The 25641-nt window shown below is 72.9% G+C and carries 22 protein-coding genes; 18 read left to right on the top strand and 4 right to left on the bottom strand.

Going from position 1 to position 25641, the window contains the following annotated elements; genetic code table 11:
- The 16 genes from BU198_RS06935 to BU198_RS06860 all read left to right on the top strand — a co-directional run.
- On the top strand, window positions 1-856 hold an 856-nt coding region (locus BU198_RS06935; RefSeq protein WP_188295964.1), incomplete at its 5' end, for a patatin-like phospholipase family protein.
- Window positions 857-959: 103 nt separating this feature from the next.
- Window positions 960-1469, top strand: coding sequence for a DUF6912 family protein (locus BU198_RS06930; protein ID WP_188295962.1), 510 nt, complete (start codon window positions 960-962; stop codon window positions 1467-1469).
- Window positions 1470-1516: 47 nt separating this feature from the next.
- Window positions 1517-2383 (top strand): patatin-like phospholipase family protein, encoded by an 867-nt coding sequence (locus BU198_RS06925; RefSeq protein WP_188295963.1) that lies wholly within the window; start codon window positions 1517-1519, stop codon window positions 2381-2383.
- A 103-nt stretch (window positions 2384-2486) separates the two neighbouring features.
- Window positions 2487-2996, top strand: a complete 510-nt coding sequence (locus tag BU198_RS06920) for a DUF6912 family protein (protein ID WP_188295962.1) — start codon at window positions 2487-2489, stop codon at window positions 2994-2996.
- 47 nt (window positions 2997-3043) lie between these two features.
- Window positions 3044-3700 (top strand): HAD family hydrolase, encoded by a 657-nt coding sequence (locus BU198_RS06915; protein WP_188295961.1) that lies wholly within the window; start codon window positions 3044-3046, stop codon window positions 3698-3700.
- Between the two features lie 151 nt (window positions 3701-3851).
- On the top strand, window positions 3852-5477 hold the full coding sequence (gene pruA / locus BU198_RS06910; RefSeq protein ID WP_188295969.1) for an L-glutamate gamma-semialdehyde dehydrogenase: 1626 nt from the start codon (window positions 3852-3854) through the stop codon (window positions 5475-5477).
- Window positions 5478-5763: 286 nt separating this feature from the next.
- Window positions 5764-10710 (top strand): NAD-glutamate dehydrogenase, encoded by a 4947-nt coding sequence (locus tag BU198_RS06905; protein WP_188295960.1) that lies wholly within the window; start codon window positions 5764-5766, stop codon window positions 10708-10710.
- A gap of 430 nt (window positions 10711-11140) precedes the next feature.
- Window positions 11141-12439, top strand: a complete 1299-nt coding sequence (locus BU198_RS06900) for an ATP-binding protein (RefSeq protein WP_188295959.1) — start codon at window positions 11141-11143, stop codon at window positions 12437-12439.
- Window positions 12436-12837: a roadblock/LC7 domain-containing protein gene (locus tag BU198_RS06895; RefSeq protein ID WP_188295958.1), complete on the top strand. Its 402-nt coding sequence runs from the start codon at window positions 12436-12438 to the stop codon at window positions 12835-12837. Before BU198_RS06900 ends, BU198_RS06895 begins: the two co-directional genes overlap by 4 nt.
- The gene (locus BU198_RS06890) at window positions 12834-13208 is read left to right on the top strand and encodes a DUF742 domain-containing protein (RefSeq protein ID WP_188295957.1); all 375 of its coding nucleotides are present in this window, start codon (window positions 12834-12836) and stop codon (window positions 13206-13208) included. Before BU198_RS06895 ends, BU198_RS06890 begins: the two co-directional genes overlap by 4 nt.
- The gene (locus BU198_RS06885) at window positions 13183-13773 is read left to right on the top strand and encodes a GTP-binding protein (protein WP_188295956.1); all 591 of its coding nucleotides are present in this window, start codon (window positions 13183-13185) and stop codon (window positions 13771-13773) included. Before BU198_RS06890 ends, BU198_RS06885 begins: the two co-directional genes overlap by 26 nt.
- A 73-nt stretch (window positions 13774-13846) precedes the next feature.
- Entirely contained in the window at window positions 13847-15241 is a 1395-nt protein-coding gene (locus tag BU198_RS06880) for a cytochrome P450 (protein WP_223244034.1), read from the top strand.
- Between the two features lie 386 nt (window positions 15242-15627).
- Window positions 15628-16761 carry a cytochrome P450 gene (locus BU198_RS06875; protein ID WP_223244039.1) on the top strand — a complete coding sequence of 378 codons (1134 nt, stop codon included), beginning with the start codon at window positions 15628-15630 and terminating at the stop codon, window positions 16759-16761.
- A 14-nt stretch (window positions 16762-16775) separates the two neighbouring features.
- The gene (locus BU198_RS06870; RefSeq protein ID WP_188295966.1) at window positions 16776-17675 is read left to right on the top strand and encodes an enoyl-CoA hydratase/isomerase family protein; all 900 of its coding nucleotides are present in this window, start codon (window positions 16776-16778) and stop codon (window positions 17673-17675) included.
- Between the two features lie 117 nt (window positions 17676-17792).
- The gene (locus tag BU198_RS06865; protein WP_188295955.1) at window positions 17793-18614 is read left to right on the top strand and encodes a hypothetical protein; all 822 of its coding nucleotides are present in this window, start codon (window positions 17793-17795) and stop codon (window positions 18612-18614) included.
- 70 nt (window positions 18615-18684) lie between these two features.
- Window positions 18685-19548, top strand: a complete 864-nt coding sequence (locus BU198_RS06860; RefSeq protein WP_223244032.1) for a hypothetical protein — start codon at window positions 18685-18687, stop codon at window positions 19546-19548.
- Between the two features lie 51 nt (window positions 19549-19599).
- Here BU198_RS06860 and BU198_RS06855 read toward each other — a convergent pair whose 3' ends face one another.
- Window positions 19600-20466 carry a hypothetical protein gene (locus BU198_RS06855; protein ID WP_188295954.1) on the bottom strand — a complete coding sequence of 289 codons (867 nt, stop codon included), beginning with the start codon at window positions 20464-20466 and terminating at the stop codon, window positions 19600-19602.
- Window positions 20467-20735: 269 nt separating this feature from the next.
- Entirely contained in the window at window positions 20736-21113 is a 378-nt protein-coding gene (locus tag BU198_RS06850; protein WP_188295953.1) for a nuclear transport factor 2 family protein, read from the bottom strand.
- A 369-nt stretch (window positions 21114-21482) separates the two neighbouring features.
- Between BU198_RS06850 and BU198_RS43265 the strand changes: the two genes are divergently transcribed.
- The gene (locus tag BU198_RS43265) at window positions 21483-21617 is read left to right on the top strand and encodes a hypothetical protein (RefSeq protein ID WP_262987008.1); all 135 of its coding nucleotides are present in this window, start codon (window positions 21483-21485) and stop codon (window positions 21615-21617) included.
- A 14-nt stretch (window positions 21618-21631) separates the two neighbouring features.
- Window positions 21632-22183, top strand: coding sequence for a hypothetical protein (locus BU198_RS06845; RefSeq protein ID WP_188295952.1), 552 nt, complete (start codon window positions 21632-21634; stop codon window positions 22181-22183).
- A gap of 488 nt (window positions 22184-22671) precedes the next feature.
- On the opposite strand, the gene BU198_RS06840 is transcribed toward BU198_RS06845, so the two are convergent.
- Window positions 22672-24534 (bottom strand): FtsK/SpoIIIE domain-containing protein, encoded by a 1863-nt coding sequence (locus BU198_RS06840; protein ID WP_188295951.1) that lies wholly within the window; start codon window positions 24532-24534, stop codon window positions 22672-22674.
- Window positions 24535-24601: 67 nt separating this feature from the next.
- The gene (locus BU198_RS06835) at window positions 24602-25585 is read right to left on the bottom strand and encodes a LysR family transcriptional regulator (RefSeq protein WP_317620001.1); all 984 of its coding nucleotides are present in this window, start codon (window positions 25583-25585) and stop codon (window positions 24602-24604) included.
- Window positions 25586-25641 lie beyond the last annotated feature (56 nt).

Below are 25641 nucleotides of genomic sequence, written 5' to 3'. Positions count from 1 at the left end.
CTTCGACTACGACGCCGCCGTCGGCGGCGCGCTGCCGCCCCGCCCCCGGGCCGGCATCGGCTCGCCCGGACTGCTGCGCGACGCCGTCCGGCACCCGCGCGAGTACCCGCTGCTGACCATGGTCTCGGCGATCGCCCCGCACGGCCGCGGCTCGCTGGCGCCGGTCGGCGAGCTGGTGCGCGGCCTGCTCGGCCCCGACGTCCCGTCCGGCCCGGACGTCCTGCCCGGCCCGGACGTCCTGCCCGACGCGGACGTCCCGGCCGGCCCGGGATCGCCGCTGCGGGTGGTGGCCGTGGACTACCGCAGCGGCCACCGGGTGGTCTTCGGCGATCCGGACGCCCCGGCCGTGCCGGTCCCCGACGCCGTGATGGCCTCCTGCGCGATCCCCGGCTGGTTCGCGCCGGTGCGCCTGGACGGCTCGGCCTACGTGGACGGCGGCTGCTGGTCCGCCACCAACGCCGACCTGATGCTCGGCCGGGGGCTGGACGAGGTGTACGTGCTGGCCCCGATGGCCCTGCGGCTGGACCCGCGGAACGCCGGAGCCCCCCGGGAGGGCCGGGAAGGCCCGCTCGGCCGCGGCCGCGACACCCTGGCCGCGCTGCGCGAGTGGCGCGCCAGGGACCGCCCGCGCGGCGTGCTGGCCCAGCTGGTGAGCCGCTACCGCCGCGCCGTCACCCGGCAGCTGCTGCGCGAGGCCGCGCTGCTGCGGGCCGAGGGCGTCCGGGTGCGGCTGCTCGCGCCGACCCTGGCGGACCTCGCGGTGATGGGCCCCAACATGATGGATCCGGCGCGTCGCGGCGCCGTCCTGGAGAGCGCCCTGCGCACCAGCAGGGAGGCCCTGGGCGCCGGTCGGTGAGCGGGAGCCGATCACCGGGGCCTGCGCGGAGCTTATTCTTGGGGCGCTGGAGAATCTGTGCCGCTGGACGAACCCCCGCTGGACGAACCGGAGAGTGCCACCGATGCGCGTGTACGTGCCCACCACCCTGACCGGCCTGGCGGCGGCACACGAGGGCGGCGCCCTGGACCAGTCCGCCGCGTACGCCGTGACGCCCGCACTGCGCGAGTGGTACGTCAGCGACGACATCGAGGAGCTGGAGTACGCGGCGCTGAACCGGGCCGCGCAGTCCTCGCTGCGGCTGCTGGCCGCCGACGGGGACGCCCCGCGCCGCCGGGTCGTGGTGGCGCTGGACGTGGCCGACGCGTCGGTGCGGCCCTTCCCCGGCGACGAGTACCAGGACCAGGCGTCGCTCGGCCGGGTGGTGCTGGCCGGCCCGGTGCGGCTGGCCAAGGCGGCCGCGGTGCACGCCGACGTGGCGGACACCGAGGTGGTCACGGACGTGGCGGCGGCGGTGGCGGCGGTGACCGCGGCCGACGCGGGCGACCAGGACGCCCAGTTCACCGTGGACGGCGCCGAGGACCACGACCTGCTCTGGTTCGCGACCCAGGAGATCTCCTCGCTGTTCGCGTGAGTTCCGCCCTACCGGCGTGTCGCCCGATCGGGTTACCGTTTCACCCCGTGCGCACTCACTTCGACTACGACGCCGCCGTCGGCGGCGCGCTGCCGCCCCGCCCCCGGGCCGGCATCGGCTCGCCCGGACTGCTGCGCGACGCCGTCCGGCACCCGCGCGAGTACCCGCTGCTGACCATGGTCTCGGCGATCGCCCCGCACGGCCGCGGCTCGCTGGCGCCGGTCGGCGAGCTGGTGCGCGGCCTGCTCGGCCCCGACGTCCCGTCCGGCCCGGACGTCCTGCCCGGCCCGGACGTCCTGCCCGACGCGGACGTCCCGGCCGGCCCGGGATCGCCGCTGCGGGTGGTGGCCGTGGACTACCGCAGCGGCCACCGGGTGGTCTTCGGCGATCCGGACGCCCCGGCCGTGCCGGTCCCCGACGCCGTGATGGCCTCCTGCGCGATCCCCGGCTGGTTCGCGCCGGTGCGCCTGGACGGCTCGGCCTACGTGGACGGCGGCTGCTGGTCCGCCACCAACGCCGACCTGATGCTCGGCCGGGGGCTGGACGAGGTGTACGTGCTGGCCCCGATGGCCCTGCGGCTGGACCCGCGGAACGCCGGAGCCCCCCGGGAGGGCCGGGAAGGCCCGCTCGGCCGCGGCCGCGACACCCTGGCCGCGCTGCGCGAGTGGCGCGCCAGGGACCGCCCGCGCGGCGTGCTGGCCCAGCTGGTGAGCCGCTACCGCCGCGCCGTCACCCGGCAGCTGCTGCGCGAGGCCGCGCTGCTGCGGGCCGAGGGCGTCCGGGTGCGGCTGCTCGCGCCGACCCTGGCGGACCTCGCGGTGATGGGCCCCAACATGATGGATCCGGCGCGTCGCGGCGCCGTCCTGGAGAGCGCCCTGCGCACCAGCAGGGAGGCCCTGGGCGCCGGTCGGTGAGCGGGAGCCGATCACCGGGGCCTGCGCGGAGCTTATTCTTGGGGCGCTGGAGAATCTGTGCCGCTGGACGAACCCCCGCTGGACGAACCGGAGAGTGCCACCGATGCGCGTGTACGTGCCCACCACCCTGACCGGCCTGGCGGCGGCACACGAGGGCGGCGCCCTGGACCAGTCCGCCGCGTACGCCGTGACGCCCGCACTGCGCGAGTGGTACGTCAGCGACGACATCGAGGAGCTGGAGTACGCGGCGCTGAACCGGGCCGCGCAGTCCTCGCTGCGGCTGCTGGCCGCCGACGGGGACGCCCCGCGCCGCCGGGTCGTGGTGGCGCTGGACGTGGCCGACGCGTCGGTGCGGCCCTTCCCCGGCGACGAGTACCAGGACCAGGCGTCGCTCGGCCGGGTGGTGCTGGCCGGCCCGGTGCGGCTGGCCAAGGCGGCCGCGGTGCACGCCGACGTGGCGGACACCGAGGTGGTCACGGACGTGGCGGCGGCGGTGGCGGCGGTGACCGCGGCCGACGCGGGCGACCAGGACGCCCAGTTCACCGTGGACGGCGCCGAGGACCACGACCTGCTCTGGTTCGCGACCCAGGAGATCTCCTCGCTGTTCGCGTGAGTTCCGCCCTACCGGCGTGTCGCCCGATCGGGTTACCGTTTCACCCCGTGCGCACTCACATCGTTTGGGACTGGAACGGCACCCTCTTCCACGACATGGAGGCGGTGCTCGGAGCGAGCAACGCCGCGTTCGCGACCATCGGCGTCGGTCCGATGACCATGCAGCAGTACCGCGAGCAGTACGAGATCCCGATCCCCCGCTTCTACGAGCGGCTGCTCGGCCGGATGCCCTCCCCGGAGGAGTGGCTGGAGCTCGACGACGCCTTCCACGTCCGCTACGGCGAGCTGAGCCCCGGGTGCGGCCTGACCGAGGGCGTGCGGGACCTGCTGGCGGGCTGGCAGTCGGCCGGGCACAGCCAGTCGCTGCTGTCGATGTACGAGCACGACAAGCTGCTCCCGCTGGTCGACACCTTCGGCCTGACCGGCAGCTTCCTGCGGGTGGACGGCCGCAGCGGCCCGTCCGGCGGGCAGAAGGCGGAGCACCTGACCCGGCACCTGGCCGCGCTCGCCCGGCAGGTCGACCCGGCCCGCACCGTGCTGATCGGCGACGCCGCGGACGACGCCCTCGCGGCGTTGGGGGCGGGCGCCCACGCGGTGCTGTACACGGGTGGTTCGCACACCAGGGAGAAGCTGGAGCCGATCGGCGTCCCGGTGGTGGACAGCCTGGCCGAGGCGGTCGAGCTGGCCGGCCGGATCGCCGGCTGACCCCGGGGGAGCGCCCCGGGGCCACGGCACGTCCCGGCGGACGTGGCGGGCGCCACGTCCGCCGCCCGCGTGTCTGAACGGGCGGATCCCGCCCGGGCTGGTCAGGCTGGTGTCACACCCGACCAGCCGCCAGGACGGAGCCGTCATGCCCATCGACGCAGTCACCGAGGTGCCGACCCCGGTCAACGAGCCGGTGCGGGCCTACGCGCCCGGCAGCCCGGAACGGGACCGGCTGGTCCGGCGGCTGGACGAGCTGTCGGCCGAGCAGGTCCCGCTGCCGATGACCATCGGCGGCGAACAGCGCTTCGGCGGCGGCGAGCGGATCGAGGTCGTCCAGCCGCACCACCACGCCGCCAAGCTCGGTGTGCTCGGCAACGCCACCAGGGAGGACGCCAGGGCGGCGGTGGACGCGGCGCTGGCCGCCGGGCGGCGGTGGCGCTCGCTCTCCTTCGACGACCGCGCGGCGGTCTTCCTGCGCGCCGCGGACCTGCTGTCCGGCCCCTGGCGGGAGACGCTCAACGCGGCGACCATGCTCGGCCAGTCCAAGACCGCCCAGCAGGCCGAGGTCGACTCGGCCTGCGAGCTGATCGACTTCTGGCGGTTCAACGTCCACTTCGCCCGGCAGATCCTGGCCGACCAGCCGATCTCCTCGCCCGGCGTGTGGAACCGGACCGACCACCGCCCGCTGGAAGGTTTCGTCTACGCGGTCACCCCGTTCAACTTCACCGCGATCGCCGGCAACCTGCCGACCGCCCCCGCGCTGATGGGCAACACCGTGGTCTGGAAGCCCGCGCCGTCCCAGACCCTGGCCGCGTACCACCTGATGCGGTTGCTGGAGGCGGCGGGCCTGCCGCCCGGGGTGATCAACCTGGTGACCGGCGACGGCCTCCAGGTCTCCCCGGTCGCGCTGGCCGACCCGGCGCTGGCCGGGCTGCACTTCACCGGCTCCACCGCCACCTTCCAGTCCCTGTGGCAGACCATCGGGGCCAACATCGGCGGCTACCGCACGTACCCGAGGATCGTCGGGGAGACCGGCGGCAAGGACTTCCTGCTGGCCCACCGCTCGGCCGACCCGGACATCCTGCGGACCGCGCTGATCCGCGGCGCCTTCGAGTACCAGGGCCAGAAGTGTTCGGCGCTCTCCCGCGCCTACCTGCCGCGCAGCCTCTGGCAGAAGATCAAGGACGACTTCCTGGCCGAGGTGGACGCGCTCGCGGTGGGCGACGTGACCGACCTGTCGAACTTCATGGGCGCCCTGATCGACCGGCGGGCCTTCGAGCGGAACCGGGACGCCATCGACCGGGCGAAGGCCGATCCGACGATCGAACTGGCGGCCGGCGGACAGTACGACGACGCGATCGGCTGGTTCGTCCGCCCGACCGTGCTGGTCTCCTCCGACCACCGGGGCGACATCTTCAGGACCGAGTACTTCGGCCCGATCCTCGCCGTCCACGTCTACGAGGACTCCCGCTGGGACGACGTGCTCCGCCGGGTCGACGGCGGCGCCCCGTACGGCCTGACCGGCTCGGTGATCGCGCAGGATCGTTACGCCATCGCCCAGGCCGTCGAGGAGCTGCGCTTCACCGCGGGGAACTTCTACATCAACGACAAGCCGACCGGCGCCGTCGTGGGCCAGCAGCCCTTCGGCGGCGGCCGGGCCTCCGGCACCAACGACAAGGCGGGCGCCCCGCAGAACCTGCTGCGCTGGACCTCGGCCCGCTCGATCAAGGAGACCTTCGTCCCCCCGATCCACCACGGCCACCCGCACATGGGCTGAGAGTGAACACCAGGATCCGGTTTGGACATGCTGTCCAGGACGGACCCGACTTCCTGCGGGTTTGCGCCTACCTGTCCCTGTGCACCTTCGATTGATCCGGTTAGGCTGGCTGGCGTCGTCGGGTGGCTTGCAGGACGAATGAGACGTCCTACCCGCTGGGCGGGCGTTTCATGCGTGCCATGAGCCCCTTTCAGTCGGATGGTGCGGCAGGATTGCGGTGACCCGGCGGTGTACATCCACACACCAACCGAGTCACGCAACGGCGCGCGACAGGAGTCAAGAAGTCATGCAGACCAAGCTGGACGCAGCCAAGGCCGAACTGCTCAAGAAGGCAGCCGTAGCCGCTGAGAACAGCCAGGTGGGGGGAGCGGCGCCGGGTGAGGGGCTGAGCAATGGCGCTCTGACCGCGTACCTGCACCACTACTACCTCCACACCGCGCCCGAGGACCTGGTCGAGTCCGACCCGGTCGACGTCTACGGCGCCGCCGCCTCCCACTACCGGGTGGGCCTCAAGCGCCCGCAGGGCACCGCCGAGGTGCGGGTGCACACCCCCTCGGTCGAGGAGAACGGCTGGTCCTGCGGCCACACCGTGGTCGAGGTCGTCACCGACGACATGCCCTTCCTGGTCGACTCCGTCACCAACGAGCTGTCCCGCCAGGACCGGGCGATCCACCTCGTGATCCACCCCCAGCTGGTCGTCCGCCGCGACATCACCGGCAAGCTGCTGGAGATCCTGGACGTCGACGCCTGCTCCCGCAGCCAGGCCGCCGGGACCGACTGGCCCGCCGACGCGACCGTCGAGTCGTGGATGCACGTCGAGATCGACCGCGAGACCGACCGCGAGGACCTGCGCTCCATCGAGGCCGACCTGCGCCGCGTGCTCGGCGACGTCCGCGAGGTCGTCGAGGACTGGGGCAAGATGCGCGAGAGCGCGCTGCGCCTGGCCGACGAGCTGGCCGAGCAGCCCCCGGCCGGCCTGCCCGAGCAGGAGGTCGGCGAGGCCTGGGAGCTGATGCGCTGGCTCGCCGACGACCACTTCACGTTCCTCGGCTACCGCGAGTACGACCTGGTCGGGCACGAGGGCGAGGAGGTCCTGAGGGCCGTCGCCGGGACCGGCCTCGGCATCCTGCGCTCCGACCCGCACAGCCACGACGACGCCCACCACCCGGTCAGCGAGGCCTTCGGCCGGCTCTCCGCGCCGGTGCGCGCCAAGGCCCACGAGAAGAAGCTGCTCGTCCTGACCAAGGCGAACAGCCGCGCCACCGTGCACCGCCCGTCCTACCTGGACTACGTCGGCGTGAAGAAGTTCAACGCCGCGGGCGAGCCGATCGGCGAGCGCCGCTTCCTCGGCCTGTTCTCCTCCGCCGCCTACACCGAGTCGGTCACCCGCATCCCGGTGGTCCGCCGCAAGGTCCAGGAGGTGCTGGAGGACTCCGGCTTCTCCAGCGAGAGCCACGACGGCCGCGACCTGCTCCAGATCATGGAGACCTTCCCGCGGGACGAGATCTTCCAGACCCCGGCCTCCGAGCTGCTCTCCATCGCGACGAGCGTGCTCTACCTCCAGGAGCGCCGCAAGCTGCGGCTGTTCCTGCGCCAGGACGAGTACGGGCGCTACTTCTCGGCGTTCATCTACCTGCCGCGCGACCGCTACACCACGCGCATCCGGCTGCTGATCACCGACATCCTCAAGGAGGAGCTGAACGGCGCCACCATCGACTACACGGTGTACGCCACCGAGTCGGTGCTGACCCGTCTGCACTTCATGGTCCGGGTCGCCCCCGGCACCGAGCTGCCGCAGCTCACCGACGCGGACATCGAGCGGATCGAGAGCCGCCTCGCCGAGGCCGCCCGGTTCTGGATGGACGGCTTCCACGACCAGCTGCACGTCGAGCTGGGCGAGGAGAAGGCCGCCGAACTCGGCCACAAGTACGCCAACGCCTTCCCCGACGGCTACCGCGCCGACTTCCCGCCGCGCACCGCCGTCGCCGACATCAAGCAGATCGAGTCGCTGCACGGCGAGGGCGACTTCCGCCTGAACCTGTACCAGCCGGTCGGCGCCGGCGACGACGAGCGCCGCTTCAAGATCTACCGGGTCGGCGGCCCGATCTCGCTCACCGAGGTCCTGCCGGTGCTCCAGCGCCTGGGCGTCGAGGTGCTGGACGAGCACCCGTACGCGCTGCGCCGCTCCGACGGCACCACCGCGTGGGTCTACGACTTCGGCCTGAAGCTGCGCGAGGCCACCGAGCTCACCGACGAGGCCCGCGAGCGCTTCCAGGAGACCTTCGCGGCCACCTGGACCGGCAAGGCCGAGAACGACGGCTTCAACGAGCTGGTGCTGACCGCCGGGCTGACCTGGCGCCAGGCGACGATGCTGCGCGCGTACGCCAAGTACCTGCGCCAGGCGGGCTCCACGTTCTCCCAGGACTACATGGAGGACGCGCTCCGCAACAACACCCACACCACCCGCCTGCTGGTCAACCTGTTCGAGGCCAGGCTGAGCCCGAGCCACCGCTCGGGTGCCCTGGAGCTGACCGAGGGCATCCTGGAGGAGCTGACCGGCGCCCTCGACGAGGTCGTCTCGCTGGACGAGGACCGCATCCTGCGCTCCTTCCTGAACCTCATCAAGGCCACCCTGCGGACCAACTTCTTCCAGCGCTCCGGCTCCGGCCAGTGGCACTCCTACGTGTCGATGAAGTTCGACCCGAAGGCCATCCCGGACCTGCCGGCCCCGCGCCCGGCGTTCGAGATCTGGGTCTACTCGCCGCAGGTCGAGGGCGTGCACCTGCGCTTCGGCAAGGTCGCCCGCGGCGGTCTGCGCTGGTCCGACCGGCGCGAGGACTTCCGCACCGAGATCCTGGGCCTGGTCAAGGCGCAGATGGTCAAGAACACCGTCATCGTCCCGGTCGGCGCCAAGGGCGGCTTCGTCGCCAAGCAGCTGCCGGACCCGGCGGTGGACCGCGACGCCTGGCTGGCCGAGGGCGTCTCCTCGTACAAGACCTTCATCTCGGCGCTGCTGGACATCACCGACAACCTGGTCGGCGGCGAGGTCGTGCACCCGGCCGACGTGGTCCGCCACGACGAGGACGACACCTACCTGGTCGTCGCCGCAGACAAGGGCACCGCGACCTTCTCCGACATCGCCAACGGCGTCGCCGAGTCCTACGGCTTCTGGCTGGGCGACGCGTTCGCCTCCGGCGGCTCGGCCGGCTACGACCACAAGGGCATGGGCATCACCGCCCGCGGCGCCTGGGAGTCGGTCAAGCGCAACTTCCGCGAGCTCGGCGTCGACACCCAGTCCGAGGACTTCACCGTCATCGGCATCGGCGACATGTCCGGCGACGTCTTCGGCAACGGCATGCTGCTCAGCGAGCACATCCGCCTGGTCGCCGCCTTCGACCACCGCCACATCTTCCTCGACCCGAACCCGGACGCGGCCGTCTCGTACGCCGAGCGCCGCCGCCTGTTCGAGCTGCCGCGCAGCTCCTGGGCCGACTACGACAAGTCGCTGATCTCGGCCGGCGGCGGGGTGTTCCCCCGGTCGGCGAAGTCGATCCAGCTGACCCCGCAGGTCCGGGCCGCGCTCGGCGTCGAGGCGGGCAAGCTGACCCCGGCCGAGCTGATGCGGGCGGTCCTCCAGGCCCCGGTCGACCTGTTCTGGAACGGCGGCATCGGCACCTACGTCAAGGCCTCCACCGAGACCAACGCCGAGGTCGGCGACAAGTCCAACGACGCGATCCGCGTCAACGGCGAGCAGATCAGGGCCCGGGTCATCGGCGAGGGCGGCAACCTCGGCTGCACCCAGCTCGGCCGCATCGAGTACGCCTCCTCCGGCGGCCCCGAGGGCACCGGCGGCTGGATCGACACCGACGCGATCGACAACTCCGCCGGTGTGGACACCTCGGACCACGAGGTCAACATCAAGATCCTGCTCAACCAGGTGGTCGCCGAGGGCGACATGACGGTCAAGCAGCGCAACATCCTGCTGGCCGAGATGACCGACGAGGTCGGCCACCTGGTGCTGCGCAACAACTACGCGCAGAACGTGGTGCTGGCCAACGCCGTCGCCCAGGCGCACAGCATGGTCAACGTCCACGCCCGGATGATCAGCCGCTTCGAGTCGGCCGGCCGGCTCGACCGCGGGCTGGAGTTCCTGCCCGCCGAGCGCCAGATCCGTGAGCGCCAGCAGAGCGGCCGCGGCCTCTCGCAGCCCGAGATGTCCGTCCTGCTCGCGTACACCAAGATCATCCTGGCCGAGGAGCTGCTGGCCACCGATCTGCCGGACGACCCGTTCTTCCGCACCGCGCTGCACGAGTACTTCCCGAGCGCGCTGCGGTCGAGGTTCGCCGACGCGATCGACAACCACGCGCTGCGCCGCGAGATCATCACCACGCTGATCGTCAACGACACGATCAACCGCGGTGGCTGCACCTTCGCCTTCCGCCTGAAGGAGGAGACCGGCGCGACCTACGAGGAGATCGCCCGGACGCACACCGCCGCGCGGGCCGTCTTCGACCTGGAGCCGATCTGGGCCGAGATCGAGGACCTGGACAACAAGGTCCCGGCCCGGGTGCAGACCAAGATGCGGCTGCACTCGCGGCGCCTGGTCGAGCGCGCCACCCGGTGGATGCTCAACAACCGCCGCCAGCCGCTCGACATCGCCGGCACCATCGAGTTCTTCCACGACCGGGTCAACCAGGTCTGGGCCACGCTGCCCAAGCCGCTGCGCGGCGAGGACCTGACCTGGTTCGAGTCGGTGTACGACGAGCTGGCCTCGGCCGGGGTGCCCGAGGAGCTGGCCACCCGGATCGCCGGCCTCTCCTCGGTCTTCCCGACCCTGGACATCGCCGAGGTCGCGGACCGCTCCGGCAAGGACGTCGCCGAGGTCACCGACCTCTACTACGACCTGGGCGACCGGCTCCAGATCTCGCACCTGCTCGACCGCATCATCGAGCTGCCCCGTACCGACCGCTGGTCGTCGATGGCCCGGGCCGCGATCCGCGAGGAGCTCTTCGCGGCGCACGCGGCACTGACCGCCGACATCCTGGCCTGCGGCGCCGAGGGCGCCACCCCGGAGGAGCGGTACGCCGCCTGGGCCGAGCTCAACTCGACCCTGCTGAACCGCGCCAAGAGCACCCTCGACGACATAAGGGGTTCGGACAAGTACGAGCTGTCCAGTCTCTCGGTCGCGATGCGCGTCATCCGCACCCTGCTGCGCACCGGTTCGATGCGCTGACGGACGGCTGCTTCCCGGCGGGCGGTCCCTGAGACGGGCTTCCGGCGGGCGGCGGATTCCCGCGGCGGAGGACGCTTTCGGAGAACGGCGAATTCCGGAGGGTGACGGCGGGATCACTCTGCGCGTGAACCCGGGCGTGGGGGGAATGTGTCCCTGCGGTTAACGCGGCATCACGAACTCCGCCAATTCTCGCCAGAGTTCCCGGCAGGTCGTGGAATTTCGCCCCAACTGCCCTTTTTGGTAGCTGTTCTGACGAGACAAGAGTTGCAGTAGGCTGACTCCGCGATAGGCGTCGCCGCAGGTCTCGTGCCGGATAAGCACCGCGATGTGATGTGACATCAGGTGCCTTTCGGGGAGGTTCAGGCCGCCAGTCCCATTCGCGTATTGGGGCCCGGACCGGCTCCGCGCGATGCCACCTGAAGAGAGTTTCATGACGTCATTTGTGCAGGAACCCTTTTTCTGGGTCTTCATCGTGGTGATGCTCGCAGCCGTCGGAGCGGCCGTCCAGGCCCGCAGGACGAACCTCGCCCTGCGGCGGCGCAACGCCTCCCTGGAGGAGGCGGGCGCCCTGGCCCAGCGGCAGCGCGACGAGCTCGCCGTGCTGCACGACCGCCTGCGGGGCCAGCACGCGTCCGAGCTGACGGACGTCCGCCGGGACGCCGAGGAGGACACCAAGGCCGTCCTCAAGGCGGCGATGCGGACGCTGCAGGGCCTGGCCGACGAGCAGCAGGTCGTCATCGAGAGGGTGCAGCGGAAGTACGGCGACAGCCCGCAGATCCTCGCCGACCTGATGACGGTCGACCACACGAACAGCCAGTTCGGCCGGCGCGCCCAGGGCATCGCGGTGCTCTGCGGCGGCTGGCTGGGCCGCAGGGAGAGCGTCGCCTCGGTCTACGACGTGGTCCGCAGCGCCCAGGGCCGGATCCGGCACTTCGACCGGGTGCGGATCCACTCCCGGGTCAGTGTCGCGCTCGCCAGCAAGGTCGTCGAGCCGGTCGCCGTCGTGCTGTCCGAACTGCTCGCCAACGCGACCAACTACTCCGCCCCGGACACCCCGGTGGAGGTCAGCGTCCAGGCCGTCCCCACCGGCGTCTGCCTGATCGTCGACGACGCCGGCCTCGGCATGGGCCAGGAGGAGAAGGACCGCGCGGCGGCCCTCCTGAACCCGGGCGCGCCGATCAGCCTCACCAGCCTGGGCAACCCCCCGAAGTTCGGCTTCGCCGTCTCCGGCATGCTGGCCGCCCGCTACGGCTTCCGGGTCTCCGTCGACTCGGTCTCCCCGTACGGCGGTGTGCGGGCCGTGGTGCTGCTGCCGGCCGAGCTGCTCAGCAACGAGGTCACCGCCCCGGTCGTCACCGGGCACAGCGACTACCAGCCCGAGTACCAGGCCGACTATCAGCCCGCGCCGCCCGAGCAGCCCGCGGCGGCCTGGGCGCAGGCCCCCGGCCAGCGGCTGGTGTCGCTGCCGGAGCCGGCGGCGCCCCTGGCCCCCGTGCCGACGGCGGCGGGGGCGGCGATGTCGGCACCCGAGATGACCGCCGACGGACAGCTGCCGCGGCGCCGCCGCCAGCGCTCCGTGTCGGTCGTCCCGACCCCGCAGGAGCCCGGACGGGCCGAGGAGCCGGTGCGCGGCACCGGCCAGCACACGCCGTCCCGCCTCGGCGCGTTCCAGCGCGGCACGCTGTCCGGGCGCACCACCATGACCACGGAAGGAACCGAGATCCAGTGAGCCGCGATCTTTCCTGGGTACTCAACGACGTACTCCAGGTACCCGGCGCCCGGCACGCCATCCTCGTCTCCGCCGACGGCCTCCTGCTCGAACGGTCCAGCGACATCGGCCGTGACGAGGCGGAGACCAACGCCGCCGCGATGAGCTCGATGCAGTCGCTGAGCCGCGCGGTCGCCCCGTTCGTCGGCGGAGGCGGCGGGGTCTGGCGGCAGACCCTCCTGGAGTACGACCACGGCTGGATCTTCCTGATCGCGGCCGGCAGCGGCGCGTACCTGGCGGCGTCCACCGCCCCCGACGTCGACATGGAGGCGATGTCCTTCCGGATGCAGCAGCAGGTGGGCGCACTCGGCCGGGCGATGTCGGCGGCGCCGCGCCAGAGCACGCTCAGCGGCTCATGACCGGGGGCGGCGAGGAACAGCGGGTCACCGGCGGCTTCATCCGCTCCTACGTCATCACCGGTGGGCGCGAATTACCGGATGCGGACGACCTGTCTCTGATCACCCTGGTCACCATCGCGCCCGAGCAGGACCTCCCCGGCCTGTCGAGCCCGGAGACCCGGGCGATCTGGGAGCTGTGCTCCGGCGGCTACCTCTCGGTGGCCGAGGTCGCGGCACGGCTGGAACTGCCGGTGGGAGTCGTGAGGCTGCTGCTGACGGACCTGATCCGCGAGGGACGGCTGCTGCGCCGGTCGGCCCCGCCGCCGGCCCAGGCCCCGGATCCGAGACTTCTAGAGAAGGTACTGCATGGACTTCAACGCCGGTTCGCCTGAGGACATCTACGTCCCGGGCGCGGTGACGACCGCTGTCAAGATCCTGGTCGTGGGGCACTTCGCGGTCGGCAAGACGACGCTCATCGGGGCCCTGTCGGAGATCGCTCCGCTGAGCACCGAGGAGAGCATGACGCAGGCGTCCATCAGCGTCGACGACCTCCACGGCGTACCGGACAAGAAGACCACGACCGTCGCCCTGGACTTCGGCCGGCTGACCCTCGGCGACGACCTGGTGCTGTACCTGTTCGGCACGCCGGGCCAGCAGCGGTTCATGCAGCTCTGGGAGGACATGGCACGGGGCGCGCTGGGCGCGCTGCTGCTGGCCGACCCGACCCGCCTCGCGGACTCCTTCCCCGTGATCGACCTGATCGAGCAGTACGGCCTGGAGTACGCCGTGGCGGTCAACAGCTTCGACCGGCAGAGCGACTACACCGAGGACCAGCTGCGCGAGGCGCTGGACCTGCTGCCGCACACCCCGGTGGTGTTCTGCGACGCGCGGGACCAGCGCTCCTCGGCCGACGCGCTGCTGACGCTCGTCCGCCACCTGCTCGCCCGCGCCTCCTGACCTCCCCCACGCCTTCCTCTCCCGACGTCTCCCGGGTCCGCACCCGCCCGGGGCCACCTCCAAGGAACGACCCATGGATTCTCCGCAGCGACCCGCCCCGCAGTCGGCTCCGCCGGGCTGCCCGATGCACGTCGGCGTGAGCACACCGCTCTACGGGGAGATGTTCTCGGCCGACCCCGGCGCGGTCTACGACAAGCTGCGCGCCCACGGTCCCGCCGCACCGGTGGAGCTGGCCCCGGGCGTGGACGCCACCCTGGTCACCTCGCACGAGGCCGCGCTGCGGGTGCTCCAGAACCCGGGGATGTTCGCCCGGGACTCGCGGCGCTGGGCGGCGCTCAACGAAGGCCGGGTGCCGCTGGACAGCCCCGTCCTGCCGATGATGTTCTACCGGCCCAACTGCCTCTTCACGGACGGCGCCGAGCACCTGCGGCTGCGCAAGGCCGTCACCGAGAGCCTGGACCGGCTCAACGACAACCGGCTCAACCGGCACGTCGAGCGGATCGCCGGCTACCTGATCGACCAGTTCAGCGCGCTGGGCCGGGCCGACCTGCTCAACGACTACGCCAAGCTGCTGCCGCTGCTGCTGTTCAACCAGCTGTTCGGCTGCCCGGCCGACATCGGCGACCGGCTGACCCGCAGCATGTCCGCGCTCTTCGACGGCCTCGACGTGATGCAGGCCAACGAGGACCTGACCTCCTGCCTGATGGACCTGGTGGCGCTGAAGCGCCGTCAGCCCGGCGACGACATCACCTCGTGGCTCATCCAGCACCCGGCCGGTCTGCGGGACGAGGAGCTCAAGGACCAGCTGGTCATGCTGATGGGCGCCGGCGTCGAGCCCGAGCGCAACCTGATAGGCAACGCGCTGCTCCTGTTGCTGTCCGGCGAGGGCGGTTCCGGACTCCGCATCGAGGAAGCCCTCGACGAGGTGCTGTGGAACAACCCGCCGATCGCCAACTACGCGACGCATTACCCGATGCAGGACCTCAACGTGGGCGGGGTCCCGATGGACGCGGGCAGCCCGGTGGTGATCAGCTTCGCCGCCGCCAACAGCGACCCCGCGCTGACCGACGCCCGGCTGACCCTCAGCAAGGGCGCCCACCTGGCCTGGGGCGCGGGCCCGCACGCCTGCCCGGCCAAGTCCCCGGCCCAGCTGATCGCCCTGAGCGCGATCGAGTGCCTGCTCAACGCGCTCCCGGACGTCACGCTCGCGGTGCCCGCGGAGCGCGTGGAGTGGCGGCCGGGGCCGTTCCAGCGCGGTCTGGTCTCGCTGCCGGTGCGGTTCAGCCCGGTGGCCGCCCGCACCACGCGGCCGGTCGTGGGGGCGGACACCGGTTCGGGCGGGTCGTCCGACCGGCCGTCGGCCGGCTCCGAGTCGGCGCAGCCGTACCCGCAGGCCGCCCCCGCGGCGGGCCGGGCTCCGCAGAAGAAGGGGTGGTGGAGCTCCTTCCTGGACGTGTTCCGGGTCTGAGGGCGGCCGGGGGCCCGATCCGGCGGGGCCGGCGGGGCTTTCGGGCCGGTCGCCTGACACGTTGGCAGGCTGCCGGGGCGGCGGGCTGTCGGGCCGTCGGAAGGGGCCGTGTCACCGCTCGGTGAACGGCGTGCGACGGCCGTGCAGTACGTGACGGGGGCAACACGGATCGACGCTTGAGCGCGCTGTTGCTGGGTAGTACGCCGCCGTACTGCCCGCCCGCGCGTTAGGAGCCCCGTGTGACCGCCATGTTGGAAGCCCGCCCCGCGGACCAGGTGAGTCCCGGCGGAGGGGTCGACCGCCGGGCCGCCGTACCGCTCCTGCGCAGGCTCCGGTCGGCCGAGGGCCTCGCCGACCCGAGCCCGGTCTACGACGAGCTGCGGGCGCTGGGGGACCTCGTTCCGGCTCCCTGGGGCGGCTACCTGGTCACCGGTTACGACGCGTGCGACCAGGTCCTGCGCGGCAGGACCTGGCTCGTCCCCGACTTCGCCTGGCAGGAGCGGCAGACCGGGACGGAGCGCTGGGAGGCGGTCGCCACCCGGGAGATGAGCCGGACGCTCTCCCGGCTCAACGCCCCCGAGCACACCCGGCAGCGGCGCAGCCTCGGGAACCTCTTCAACCACGCCACCCTGCGGGACATGCAGCCGGAGATCGAGGCCGACGTCACCGGGCTGCTCGACCGCCTGGCCGAGCGAATACGGACGGACGGCGAGGCGGACCTCTCGGCCCTGGTCAGCGAGCAGCTGCCGATCGGCACCGTCGGCCGCTGGCTGGACATCGACCCGGCGGACTACCCGCACATCCTGACGATGACCCACAACCAGGTGCACGCCCAGGAGCTGCTGCCCACCAAGAGCCAGCTGGCGGTCTCCGAGCAGGCCACCATGGACCTGCGCCGGTACTTCACCCGCCTCGTCCGGGAGCGCCGCGACAACGACGGCGACGACGTGATCGCGGGCTGGATCCGCACCTGGGACGCGCTGGAGGCCGACCGCGAGGCCACCGACCGGATGGTCTACCAGCTCACCATGTTCGTCACCATCGCCTCGCTGGAGACCACGGCGACGCTGCTCTCCTCGCTGGTGTGGTCGCTGCTGCGGTCGCCCGGCCGGTGGGAGTGGCTGCGGGAGCGGCCGGAGCACATCGACGCCGCGATCGACGAGGCGCTGCGCTTCGACCCGCCGATCCGCGTCAACAGCCGTGTCGCGGGCGAGGACACCGAGCTGTCCGGGGTGTTCCTCCCCAAGGACACCATGGTCCACGTGATGTACGGCGCGGCCAACCGCGATCCGCGCCGCAACCCGGACCCGCACACCTTCGACCTGCTCCGCCGGGGCGACCACCTCACCTTCGGCGGCGGCGCCCACTACTGCCTCGGCGCGGGCTTGGCCAGGCTGGAGGCACGGGCCCTGCTCGGCCAGCTGCTGCGGCGCTTCCCGACCCTGCGGGCGGTGAGCCCGCCCGAGTACGCGCCCCGGATGGTCTTCCACCGGGTGACGTCCCTGAGAGTGGGCGCATGAACATGTCCCCGCAGATGCCCGAGGTGCCCTGGATACCGCAGGCGCCGCAGTACCCGCCGCACGCGGCGCAGCCGTCGTACCTGCCGCACCCGTACCCCGAGCCCGTCCCGGAGCCCGTCGCCGCGTCCGTTCCCGCGCCCGTGGCGGCCCGTGCGGTCCGTACCGAGCGCCAGGGCCCCGTGCTCCGCGTCGAGCTGGACAGCCCGGCGACCGGGAACGCCGTCACCTCGGCCATGCTGGACGAACTCCTCGTCGTCCTGGCCGTACCCGACCCGGGCGTGCGCGTGATCGTGCTGTCCGGGGCCGGCCGGGACTTCTGCCTCGGCGGCGACCGCGACGAACTCTTCGGGAGCCTGGACGAGGACCCGACCGGTGGCGGTATCCGGAGCTACGGGGACAGGGCCCGCCGGGTCTGCGACGCCCTCACCAACAGCTCCGCCGTGACCGTCGCCCGGGTCCAGGGCCGGGCGACCGGCGCCGGCTTCGCCCTGGCGCTCGCCTGCGACCTGCGGGTCGGCGCCGACAACACCGTCTTCCGGCTGCCCGAGCTGGCCCTGGGCCTGCCCGTCGCCTGGGGCGGTCTGCTGCCCCGCCTGCTCCACGAGGTCGGCGCGGCCCGGGTCCGCGAGATCATCCTCACCAGCCGCCCGGTCGGCGCGGTGGAGGCGCGGGAGCTCGCCATTCTGCAACGCGTCGTTCCCGAGCAGGAACTGGACGCGGCGGTGGAGGAGTGGATCAGGCCCGTCACCCGCCGTCCCGAGGCCGCGCTGCGGGTCACCAAGACGCTGATCGCCTCCCACGCGGCGGCCACCCGGCTGGCCGACGCCTCCGTGCTCGACTCCGAGCTGATGGCCTCGGTCCTCGCCGCCGCCCACTACACCCGCGGCCTCGCCGCCCAGCCGCCGGGCCACTGACCGGCGCGCGCGAAGGGGCCCGTGTCCGCGGACACGGGCCCCTTCGGTCTGGGTGGCAGCCGGTGGTGGACCGTACCCGCACGTTCGCTACTGTGTGCGATCGATGAAGGGGATGGGATGACCGTGGGGACGACGCGCGTCGCGCGCGTGGCGGGGGCCGTGCTGACGACGGCTCTGGTCGTGGCAGGGGCGGCGGCCTGCAAGGGCGGCGAGGGCGGCGGGCAGGGGACCGGTGCGACCGCGGCGGCCAGTACGCCGCCGCAGACGTTCGGCACCGGCGGCTACCGCGGACTGCGGCTCTCGATGACCAAGGACGAGGCGCTCGCCTCCGGAGCCCTGGAGCCGTCGCCGGTCTCGCTGCTCAACGGCTGCACCGACTACGCGTACAAGGGCGGCCCCGCGCCGGACCCGGTCCGGATGGCGGCCGAGACGGAGGCCGGCGCGAAGGCCGACAAGGCGATGGCCAGGATCAACGAGATCAGGGCGAAGCGGACGGCACCGCCGACCCTCGCGCCCGGGGCCTCCGCGGAAGACCTGCTGAAGCAGAGCGAGCGCCTGCTGGAGCAGATCCAGCAGGAGACCGTCTTCCGGCAGGAGATCTCCGGGCTCGAAAAGGACGTGGACCTTCTCGGGCCCGCCGTCAAGAACCGGGACCAGGCCTTCCTGGCCACCGGCCGGGCCAACTTCGGCACCGAGGGCCTGCGCCGGCTGGTCGCCCCCGCCGGGGCCAGGACGGCCGAGGGCGTCGGCGCCGGCTCGACGGAGGAGGAGCTCAAGCGGGCCTACGAGGGCAAGGACCTCAAGCCGGCCGAGGACGGCGGGTACGAACTCCCGGCCGAGGGCGGCAACGGCGGCCCGGACTGGTTCTACGAGTTCACCATGACCGAGGGCAGGGTCGCCGGCCTCGCGCTGGTCAGGCACAACACGTACTGCTCCTGAGAAAACGGTTGTGGATCATGGTCACACTCTCGATACGGTGACCCGCGAACGATCAAGTGGGGGTTGTGACATGGGGAAGAACCGAGCCTCGGTCCGCGCGGTGGGCGTGGGCATCTCGGTGGTACTGCTGGTCGCCGGTGCGGCGGCCTGTACGTCCGACGACAAGAACGACACCAAGGACGCGGCGAAGGCTCCGGCGACCTCCGGGGCGCCCGGGGCGCCCGTGGCGACGCCCTCGGCGGCGCCCACCTCGAAGGGCCCGGAGGCCTTCGCGGCGGCCGGGTACCGGGGGTTGAAGCCCGGGATGGCCAAGGACGACGGGCTGGCCACCGGCGCCCTGGAGACCGCGCCGGTCTCGCTGCTCGGCGGCTGCACCGACTTCGTCTACAAGGGCGGCCCGGCGCCGGACCAGGCCCGGATGACCGCCGAGGCGGCCACCGAGGCCCGCTACAAGGACCTGAGTGCCAAGGCCGACGCGGCCTCGGGCAAGGCGCCCGCGCCGGGTGGCACCCTGCCGCCGAACGCCTCCGCCAAGGACGCGGCGGCCGCCGCCGCGGGCTCCGCCGCTGCGGCCAAGGGCTCGGCCGACGCCGCCAAGGCGATCGCCGACTCGACGATGGCCCTGGTCGACCTGCGGTTCGCCCAGGAGGCCAAGGACAAGGCGTACCTGGCCACCGGCCGGGTCTCCTTCGCGGCGACGGGCCTGCGCGAGCTGGCCGCCCCGGCGGAGGCGAAGACGGCCGAGGGCGTCGGCGCGGGTTCCACCGTGGAGGCGCTCCAGCAGGCGTACGGCGCCAAGGGCCTCCAGCTCGCCAAGAGCGGCAAGTACGTGATGCCGGTCGAGGGGCAGCAGGGCTGGCAGTACGAGTTCACCGTGGACGGCGACAAGGTCGCCGGGATGGCCGTGGTGAACCGCGAGATCAAGTGCGCCTGACCGTCTGAGGGTCTGACCGCTTGACGGTTCGGTGCGGCCCGCCCGTGGTGGTCAGCGGTCGAGTGCCACCGAGGGCGGGCCGAGCCGTGCGCGCAGGGCCGCGCGGGCCCGGGCGACGCCGCCGGAGGTGGCGGTCGCGCCGGTGCCGACGGGGACGATTCTGCTGCCGAGGCCCGCGCAGGCGCGGCAGATGCCGGGGCGGGGTACCGGGTCGTGGCAGCGGCCGCATTCGGTGTACGGGGCCGGTGGGGGCTGCGCCGCCGCCGGTTCCGGTGGCAGCTTGCGTTGCAGGCGGTCCCGGAGGATCGCGGCGGGGGAGTGCATCGCCCGGGGCAGTCCGGGGAGCAGGGCGTGGGCCAACTCGTCCTCGCCGCATCCTCGTTGCAGCCAGCGGGTGACGAGTGGTGCCAGTGTCCGGGCCTCGGCGTCGCCGAGGCGCAGGCGGGGTTCGGGCCGGATCACCCGGAACAGCACGGCCACGGCGGACCTGGTCTGTTCATCCGGTCCATCCGGTCCACCCGGTTCATCCGGGAGGGTGGTTTCTTTCCCCGGGTCCTTTACGGGAGGGGTGACAGGGCGGCCGGTGCCTCCTGCGCCGAAGTCCGGGGGGTGGGCAGCCGGTGCGGGCTGCGGGGTGTCGAAGACGTGGGCCTCGGAACGGAGTGTCCCGTCGGGCATCCGGACCGTATCGACCCGGTAGTACCCGGCGTTCTTCAGCTCGTTGAGTGCCCGTCGGACGGCGCCGCGCCCCTGCGGGCTGCTGTCCGCCATCTGCCGCCCGTCCTCACGCCGTCCGTCCGGGCGGGAGAGCAGGTCGGCGAGCAGGCCGCGGGCGGTGAAACTGAGCCGGCGGTCCTGCAACAGGCCGTTCGGAAGGACGGTGAACGCGCGCGTCTGCGCGCTACGATGAATCCGCATTGGGAGTTGCTTGCTCCTGGTGCCCGACCCCGGGGTGTCTCACCACCGCCGGGGTCTCCTATGTTCTGTCGATGATGCGGAAAGTAGCACATCGACTACGAAGAGTGTGAACTGTTCGAGCGTGAAGCTCAGACCCCCGCATCAAGTGCGCCCCCACCCCCTGCGTGGGAAGTCGGCCCCGCCGACTTCCCGTGCTCCCGCAGCGAAAAGGGCGGCCCCCGGACGCCGACGGGGCAAGTCCAGGAGAAGGGCAGCGACAGAAGGGCGACTCAGGAGGCGAACGGCTCGATCTCCCCCGCGAAGACGATGATCTGATCGATGAGGTTCCGTCGCAGATGGACGACATCCGTTCCCACCAGGCGGGGGCCTCCGTCGGGCGTGGTGAAGACCCACTGGTACCGGGCCCATTCGTCAGGCATGTCCACCGCTGAGCAGCGCACCATCGTGCCGGTCCCCGCCGGGTGGCGCCGGATGTCCAGCACGAACCGCTCGACCGCCTCGATCCCTTCGCTGCGGCCCAACGGCCCCCAGAAGACCACGTCTGAGGTCAGGGCTTGCGGGAGCAGGGCAGTCACATAGCTGTCGTCCGAGGCGTTGAACGCGGAGATGAACGTGTCGATCGCGGAGCGTGCGGTCTCTTCCTGCATGTCCCAGTAATACCAGCCGTTTCGCGTGCGCTCGTGTCACGAGCCGCCTTCCGATCGCGGCGAACCTTCCCGGTCACAGCACTGGGTGGCGTCGCAATGGACCGGCCTTCCAGGGTGCCATCAGGCCCCCCGGAGCTGCGGGGGAGCGGCGATGGCGAGGCGCGAACCGGCGCGAACCGGCTCAAGTCCGGAGGGGCAGTCCAGCAAGTGATCGTGCGGCACGCTCGCTGTGGTTCCACCGGATGCCCGGACCGTCATCCCCGACTTCCGTTTGAACATGCCTCTTCCGTGGACAACTGACTACTCGTCATCAGTCAATCGCCGGCAGTGGTGCGACTGGCCATTCCCTTCCCTTCAAGGTGCACCCTCATGCTCACGTCCCGCCGCCCCCGCGTGCTCCGCCTCGTTGACGAACGCGCCGAACAATGGGGCAGTCGCCTCCGCCCGTGCGGCATCGGCACGTTCGTCCGGGCCCTCGTCGCCCCCTCCGCCACCCTCGCCTGAAAGTTCGATTCCCGGTGCACCTCTCAACCCTCGCCCGCCACACGCTTTCCCGTGGCGCCACCCCCGCAGCCACCTACGCCCTGATCGCCCGCCTCGGCCACCAACCCCTCCGCGTCGCGCGCGCCGTCTGTCTCGCCCTCGACATCCCCCAGGCCGAGACCACCCGCCGCCTGACCGACTGCTACGACGCCCTCCTCGCCGACCCCCGCCCCGACACCGAGAGCGACACCGGCGAACTCCTCGAAGCCCTTGGCGTCTTCGACATCCCCAAGTCCCTCACCGACACCGAACTCGCCGTCGTCGAGCACTTCCTGGTCGCCATGGACGCGATGGGCGGCATCCGCCCCGGCCACCAGCACGGCCTCCAGCGCTGGTTCACCACCGGCAACCTCACCGACGCCTACCTCTCCCTGGCCGCCGCCCAACCCCTGCCCCGCACCGGCAACCCCACCCTCTACTGGACCACCCTCGTCACCGCCGGGGAACTCCTCGCCACCACCCTCCCCTCCGAACGCCGCATCACCCACGCCCTCACCCACTGCCGCACCCGCGCAACCCACCCCTGAGCAGGGGAAGTCGGCCCCATCGACTTCCAGCGTGGAAAGGTGCTGAGGGCAATTCCGTTGCGAATACGGGTGGGCCCGCCGGTTCTCACCCGTTTCCGGATCCCGCACGGCACGAAGGGCCGGGGGATTCCCCCGCTCTGCGCCGGAAGTCGGCCGGCCCGACTTCCTGTGCGGGCGGCGGTGTGAATGGTGTTCGGCGCTGGATTCGGCGGCCTGGGCCGTTCATGCCCGGGGCCGCCGGAGCTTTGGCCCGCCCGGCACTGTCGCCGCTGTCCCGGTGGTCTTTCTTCCGGGCGGCCCGGCCGTTCCTGGCCGGGCCGCCCGCACCTCGCTGTCCTTGCGGGAGGACGTGGGCGGACCTGCCGGCGATGGCTTCCGGTTCCCCTCTGCTCAGGAAGTCGACCGAGCCGACTTCCTAAGCAGAGAACCGGAAGACGCCGTTGCCGCTTCGGCGGGGCCGAAGCGGCAACGGGGTTGTGGTGCTGGGCTCAGCGGGCGGCCGCGCGTTGGAGGGCGCTGGCGAGGAGGGCGAGGTCGGTGGGGCCGTTGCCGAGTTCGCGGACCGGGCGGCGGGCCGGCGGGGCGCCGAGCTGGAGCGGGTCTATCGCGACCACGGTGGGGCGCAGGGTGGCGGTGCGCGGGATGCGGCCGCTGATCCGGGCGGTCTGGAAGGCGCTGACGCCGCCGTCCGGCAGCCGCAGATAGCCGCGGCCCGGGGTGTCCTCGGGCAGGGCGGCCGCGTCGCCGAGGTGGATCAGCAGGTCGGAGTCGGCCGGGTCGTCGGTGCGCAGCGCGATCCGGAGCAGCGCGGCCTCGTCCACCTCGGTGCCGGCGCTCTCCTCGGGGCGGCCGGTGGCGACGGCGAGGTGGACGCCGAGCGGCCCGCCGCGGCGGGCGACGGCGGCCAGCGCGCGGGCGAGCGGCCGGCCGGCCGGGGAGGTGGGGGAGAGCAGCGCGTCGTAGTCGTCCACGACGACGACCAGCCGGGCGGGTACGGGCGTGGCGGTGGGGCCGTCGGACGGGCGGGGGCCCTCCGCGCTGCGCGGCGGGATGACCCGGGGCGCCGTGGCGGGGCCGCCGCCGACGGTGGCGGGCACCGGGACCTGGGGGCGCTCCGCGCCCGCGTCCCGCCCGTCGAGGCGGTGCTCGTCAAGACGGTGCTCGTCGAGGCCGCGCCCGTCCAGGCCGTGCCCGTCCAGGATGCGTGTGGCGTGCCAGGACGCGAAGTCCAGCCCGTCGAACAGTCGTTCCCGCAGGGCGAGTTCGTCCTCCAGCGCCTCGGCCGCGAGCAGCGCGGCGCGCGGGTCGGTGGCGGCGTTCACCCGGCCGGTGACGTGCGGCAGCTCGGTGCAGCCGTCCAGGCCCTCCTCGGTGGCCCGACCCTCGACGATCGTGACCGTCAGCCGCTCGGGCCGTTCGGAGACGGCGAGCGAGGCGACCAGGGTGCGCAGCAGCTCGGTCTTGCCGGAGCCGTGGGCACCGCCGATCAGCAGGTGCGGGCCGCCCGGGTCGGGGGAGGGGAGGGTGAGTTCCGGGTCGGCCAGGTCGAGCGTGCAGAGCTCGTCCCTGGTGGTGCCGAGCAGGGCGGTGGCGGCGCCGATGCCGCCGGCGTGGGCCTCCCAGCGGGCGGAGAGCTTGGCCGGGGTGACGGTGTCGAGCTGGAGCAGGTCGAGCAGCCGCAGGGCGTCGGGCAGCGGGCCGCGGGTGGCCGGGGCGGCTTCGCGCAGCGGGGCGAGGACGCGGGCCAGCCGCTCGGCCCAGGCGTCCGAGACGGCGTCCAGCGAGACCTCGTGCAGGGTCTCCCGGCCGCGGGCGACCGGGCGGTCCAGCGAGAGCTGGGTGCCGACCTCGCCGGTGATCAGGGCGGTGGCGCCGAGGCCCCGGGGGAGCAGCTCGGGCTGCTCGGCGAGGCAGATCGGGAAGATGCCGACCGCCGGGCCCTGGCGCAGCAGCAGGTCGAGCGCCTGCCGGGCGGCCTCGGTGGCCGGGCGGCCGTCCACCACGACCACGGTGGCGCCGTGACTGCCGAGGCCGCTCGGGCCGTTGAGCCGGGCGGTGAGCTCGGTCAGCCGGGCGGTGGCCTGTTCGTCGTCGAGGCCGATCAGCAGCCGGCAGTCCTGGCCGTCGACCGGGCGCAGGTGGGGCAGCCACAGGGCCCAGGCCCAGGTGTCGGCGCGCTCGTCGACGGCGCGGGCCGGGTCGGCGTCGACCACGACCAGGCTCAGGCCGGTCGGCGGGTGCAGCGCGGCGAGCTGGGCGACGACGGCGCGGGGGGGGGTGGTGGAGGGGGCCGGGGCGGGGTCGCAGGAGGGGCCGGGGCCGGCGCGGCGCGCCGAAAGGTCGCTGGTCATGGCACCAGCCTGGCCGCCGCGGCCCCGGAGATCAGCCCCCGATCACGCAACGACCGGTAAGCCCCGCTTACCGATCGGCGGGCTCCGTCCGCGATCCCACCTCGGACTTCATCCGGGCCCCCGCCCGGGCCCCCGCCCGGGGCCCCGTCCACTCCCGGACCCACTCCCGGGCCCGCTCCTGCGCCACCGCCGCGAACGCCTCCACCCGCGCACTGTGCCCGTCCGCCCGCCACACCAGCCCGTACTCCAGCGGCCCGGCATCCACGAACGGCACGAACACCACCCCGGGCGGCGCCGAATGCGCGGCCACGTCCGCGCCCACCGGCGAGATGCCCTGCCCCGCCCCGACCATCGCCAGCGTCTCCGCCAGCGTCGCCGCCGACCGCCCCCGCACCACCTGCGCCCCCGCGGGCGTGCGGGACGGCGCCAGATGCTCCTGCCAGTACCCGGGAACATGCCCCGCGCACGCGAACACCCGGTCCCGCGCCAGATCCTCCGCCCCGACCGACTCCCGCCCGGCCAGCACGTGGTTGGCCGGCACCGCCAGCATCCGCGGCACCCGCAGCAGCACCGGGCCCCGCACCAGATCCGGCTCCTCCACCGGGAACTGGGTGACCAGCACCTGCGCCTCACCACCGCGCAGCGCATCGAACATGGACGCCACCTGCGTCTCCCGGATGCGCACCTCGATACCCGGGTAGCGGCGCCCGAACACGCCGATCACCGCCATCACGAACTCACCCGCCGCACCGCCGAGGTAGCCGACCGTGAGTTCGCCCTCCACCCCCCGCGCCGCGGCCCGCGCCTTCGCCAGCCCCTCCTCGATGCGCCGGTACGCCGGCCCCACGTCCTCCAGCAGCCGCCGCCCGGGCTCCGTCAGCCGCACCCGCCGGCTGGTCCGCTCGAACAGCGGCGCACCCACCCGCCGCTCCAGCCGCTGCACCGTCTGGCTCACCCGCGCCCTGGAGACCCCCAGCCGCTCGGCCGTCCGGCCGAAGTGCAGCTCCTCGGCCAGCACCACGAAACCCTCGATCTCCAGTCGCTCCCACACCCGCCCGATGCTACGCCCGCCCCCCCGCCCGCCCCCGGCCCGTGCTGCTCCGGCCG

It is taken from the genome of Streptomyces sp. CBMA156 (genome assembly GCF_014596515.1).
In the GTDB taxonomy this organism is placed as follows: Bacteria; Actinomycetota; Actinomycetes; order Streptomycetales; family Streptomycetaceae; genus Kitasatospora.
The sequence above is the reverse complement of the archived record's forward strand: the minus strand, read 5'-3'. Positions and strand labels throughout refer to the sequence as shown.

Bases quoted from the DNA above. Each gene is read 5' to 3' on its own strand.
- BU198_RS06930 (WP_188295962.1), top strand. From the start codon at position 960: ATGCGCGTGTACGTGCCCACCACCCTGACCGGCCTGGCGGCGGCACAC.
- BU198_RS06920 (WP_188295962.1), top strand. From the start codon at position 2,487: ATGCGCGTGTACGTGCCCACCACCCTGACCGGCCTGGCGGCGGCACAC.
- BU198_RS06905 (WP_188295960.1), top strand. From the start codon at position 5,764: ATGCAGACCAAGCTGGACGCAGCCAAGGCCGAACTGCTCAAGAAGGCA.
- BU198_RS06900 (WP_188295959.1), top strand. From the start codon at position 11,141: ATGACGTCATTTGTGCAGGAACCCTTTTTCTGGGTCTTCATCGTGGTG.
- BU198_RS06890 (WP_188295957.1), top strand. From the start codon at position 12,834: ATGACCGGGGGCGGCGAGGAACAGCGGGTCACCGGCGGCTTCATCCGC.
- BU198_RS06885 (WP_188295956.1), top strand. From the start codon at position 13,183: ATGGACTTCAACGCCGGTTCGCCTGAGGACATCTACGTCCCGGGCGCG.
- BU198_RS06880 (WP_223244034.1), top strand. From the start codon at position 13,847: ATGGATTCTCCGCAGCGACCCGCCCCGCAGTCGGCTCCGCCGGGCTGC.
- BU198_RS06870 (WP_188295966.1), top strand. From the start codon at position 16,776: ATGCCCGAGGTGCCCTGGATACCGCAGGCGCCGCAGTACCCGCCGCAC.
- BU198_RS06865 (WP_188295955.1), top strand. From the start codon at position 17,793: ATGACCGTGGGGACGACGCGCGTCGCGCGCGTGGCGGGGGCCGTGCTG.
- BU198_RS06860 (WP_223244032.1), top strand. From the start codon at position 18,685: ATGGGGAAGAACCGAGCCTCGGTCCGCGCGGTGGGCGTGGGCATCTCG.
- BU198_RS06855 (WP_188295954.1), bottom strand. From the start codon at position 20,466: ATGCGGATTCATCGTAGCGCGCAGACGCGCGCGTTCACCGTCCTTCCG.
- BU198_RS06850 (WP_188295953.1), bottom strand. From the start codon at position 21,113: ATGCAGGAAGAGACCGCACGCTCCGCGATCGACACGTTCATCTCCGCG.
- BU198_RS43265 (WP_262987008.1), top strand. From the start codon at position 21,483: ATGCTCACGTCCCGCCGCCCCCGCGTGCTCCGCCTCGTTGACGAACGC.
- BU198_RS06840 (WP_188295951.1), bottom strand. From the start codon at position 24,534: ATGACCAGCGACCTTTCGGCGCGCCGCGCCGGCCCCGGCCCCTCCTGC.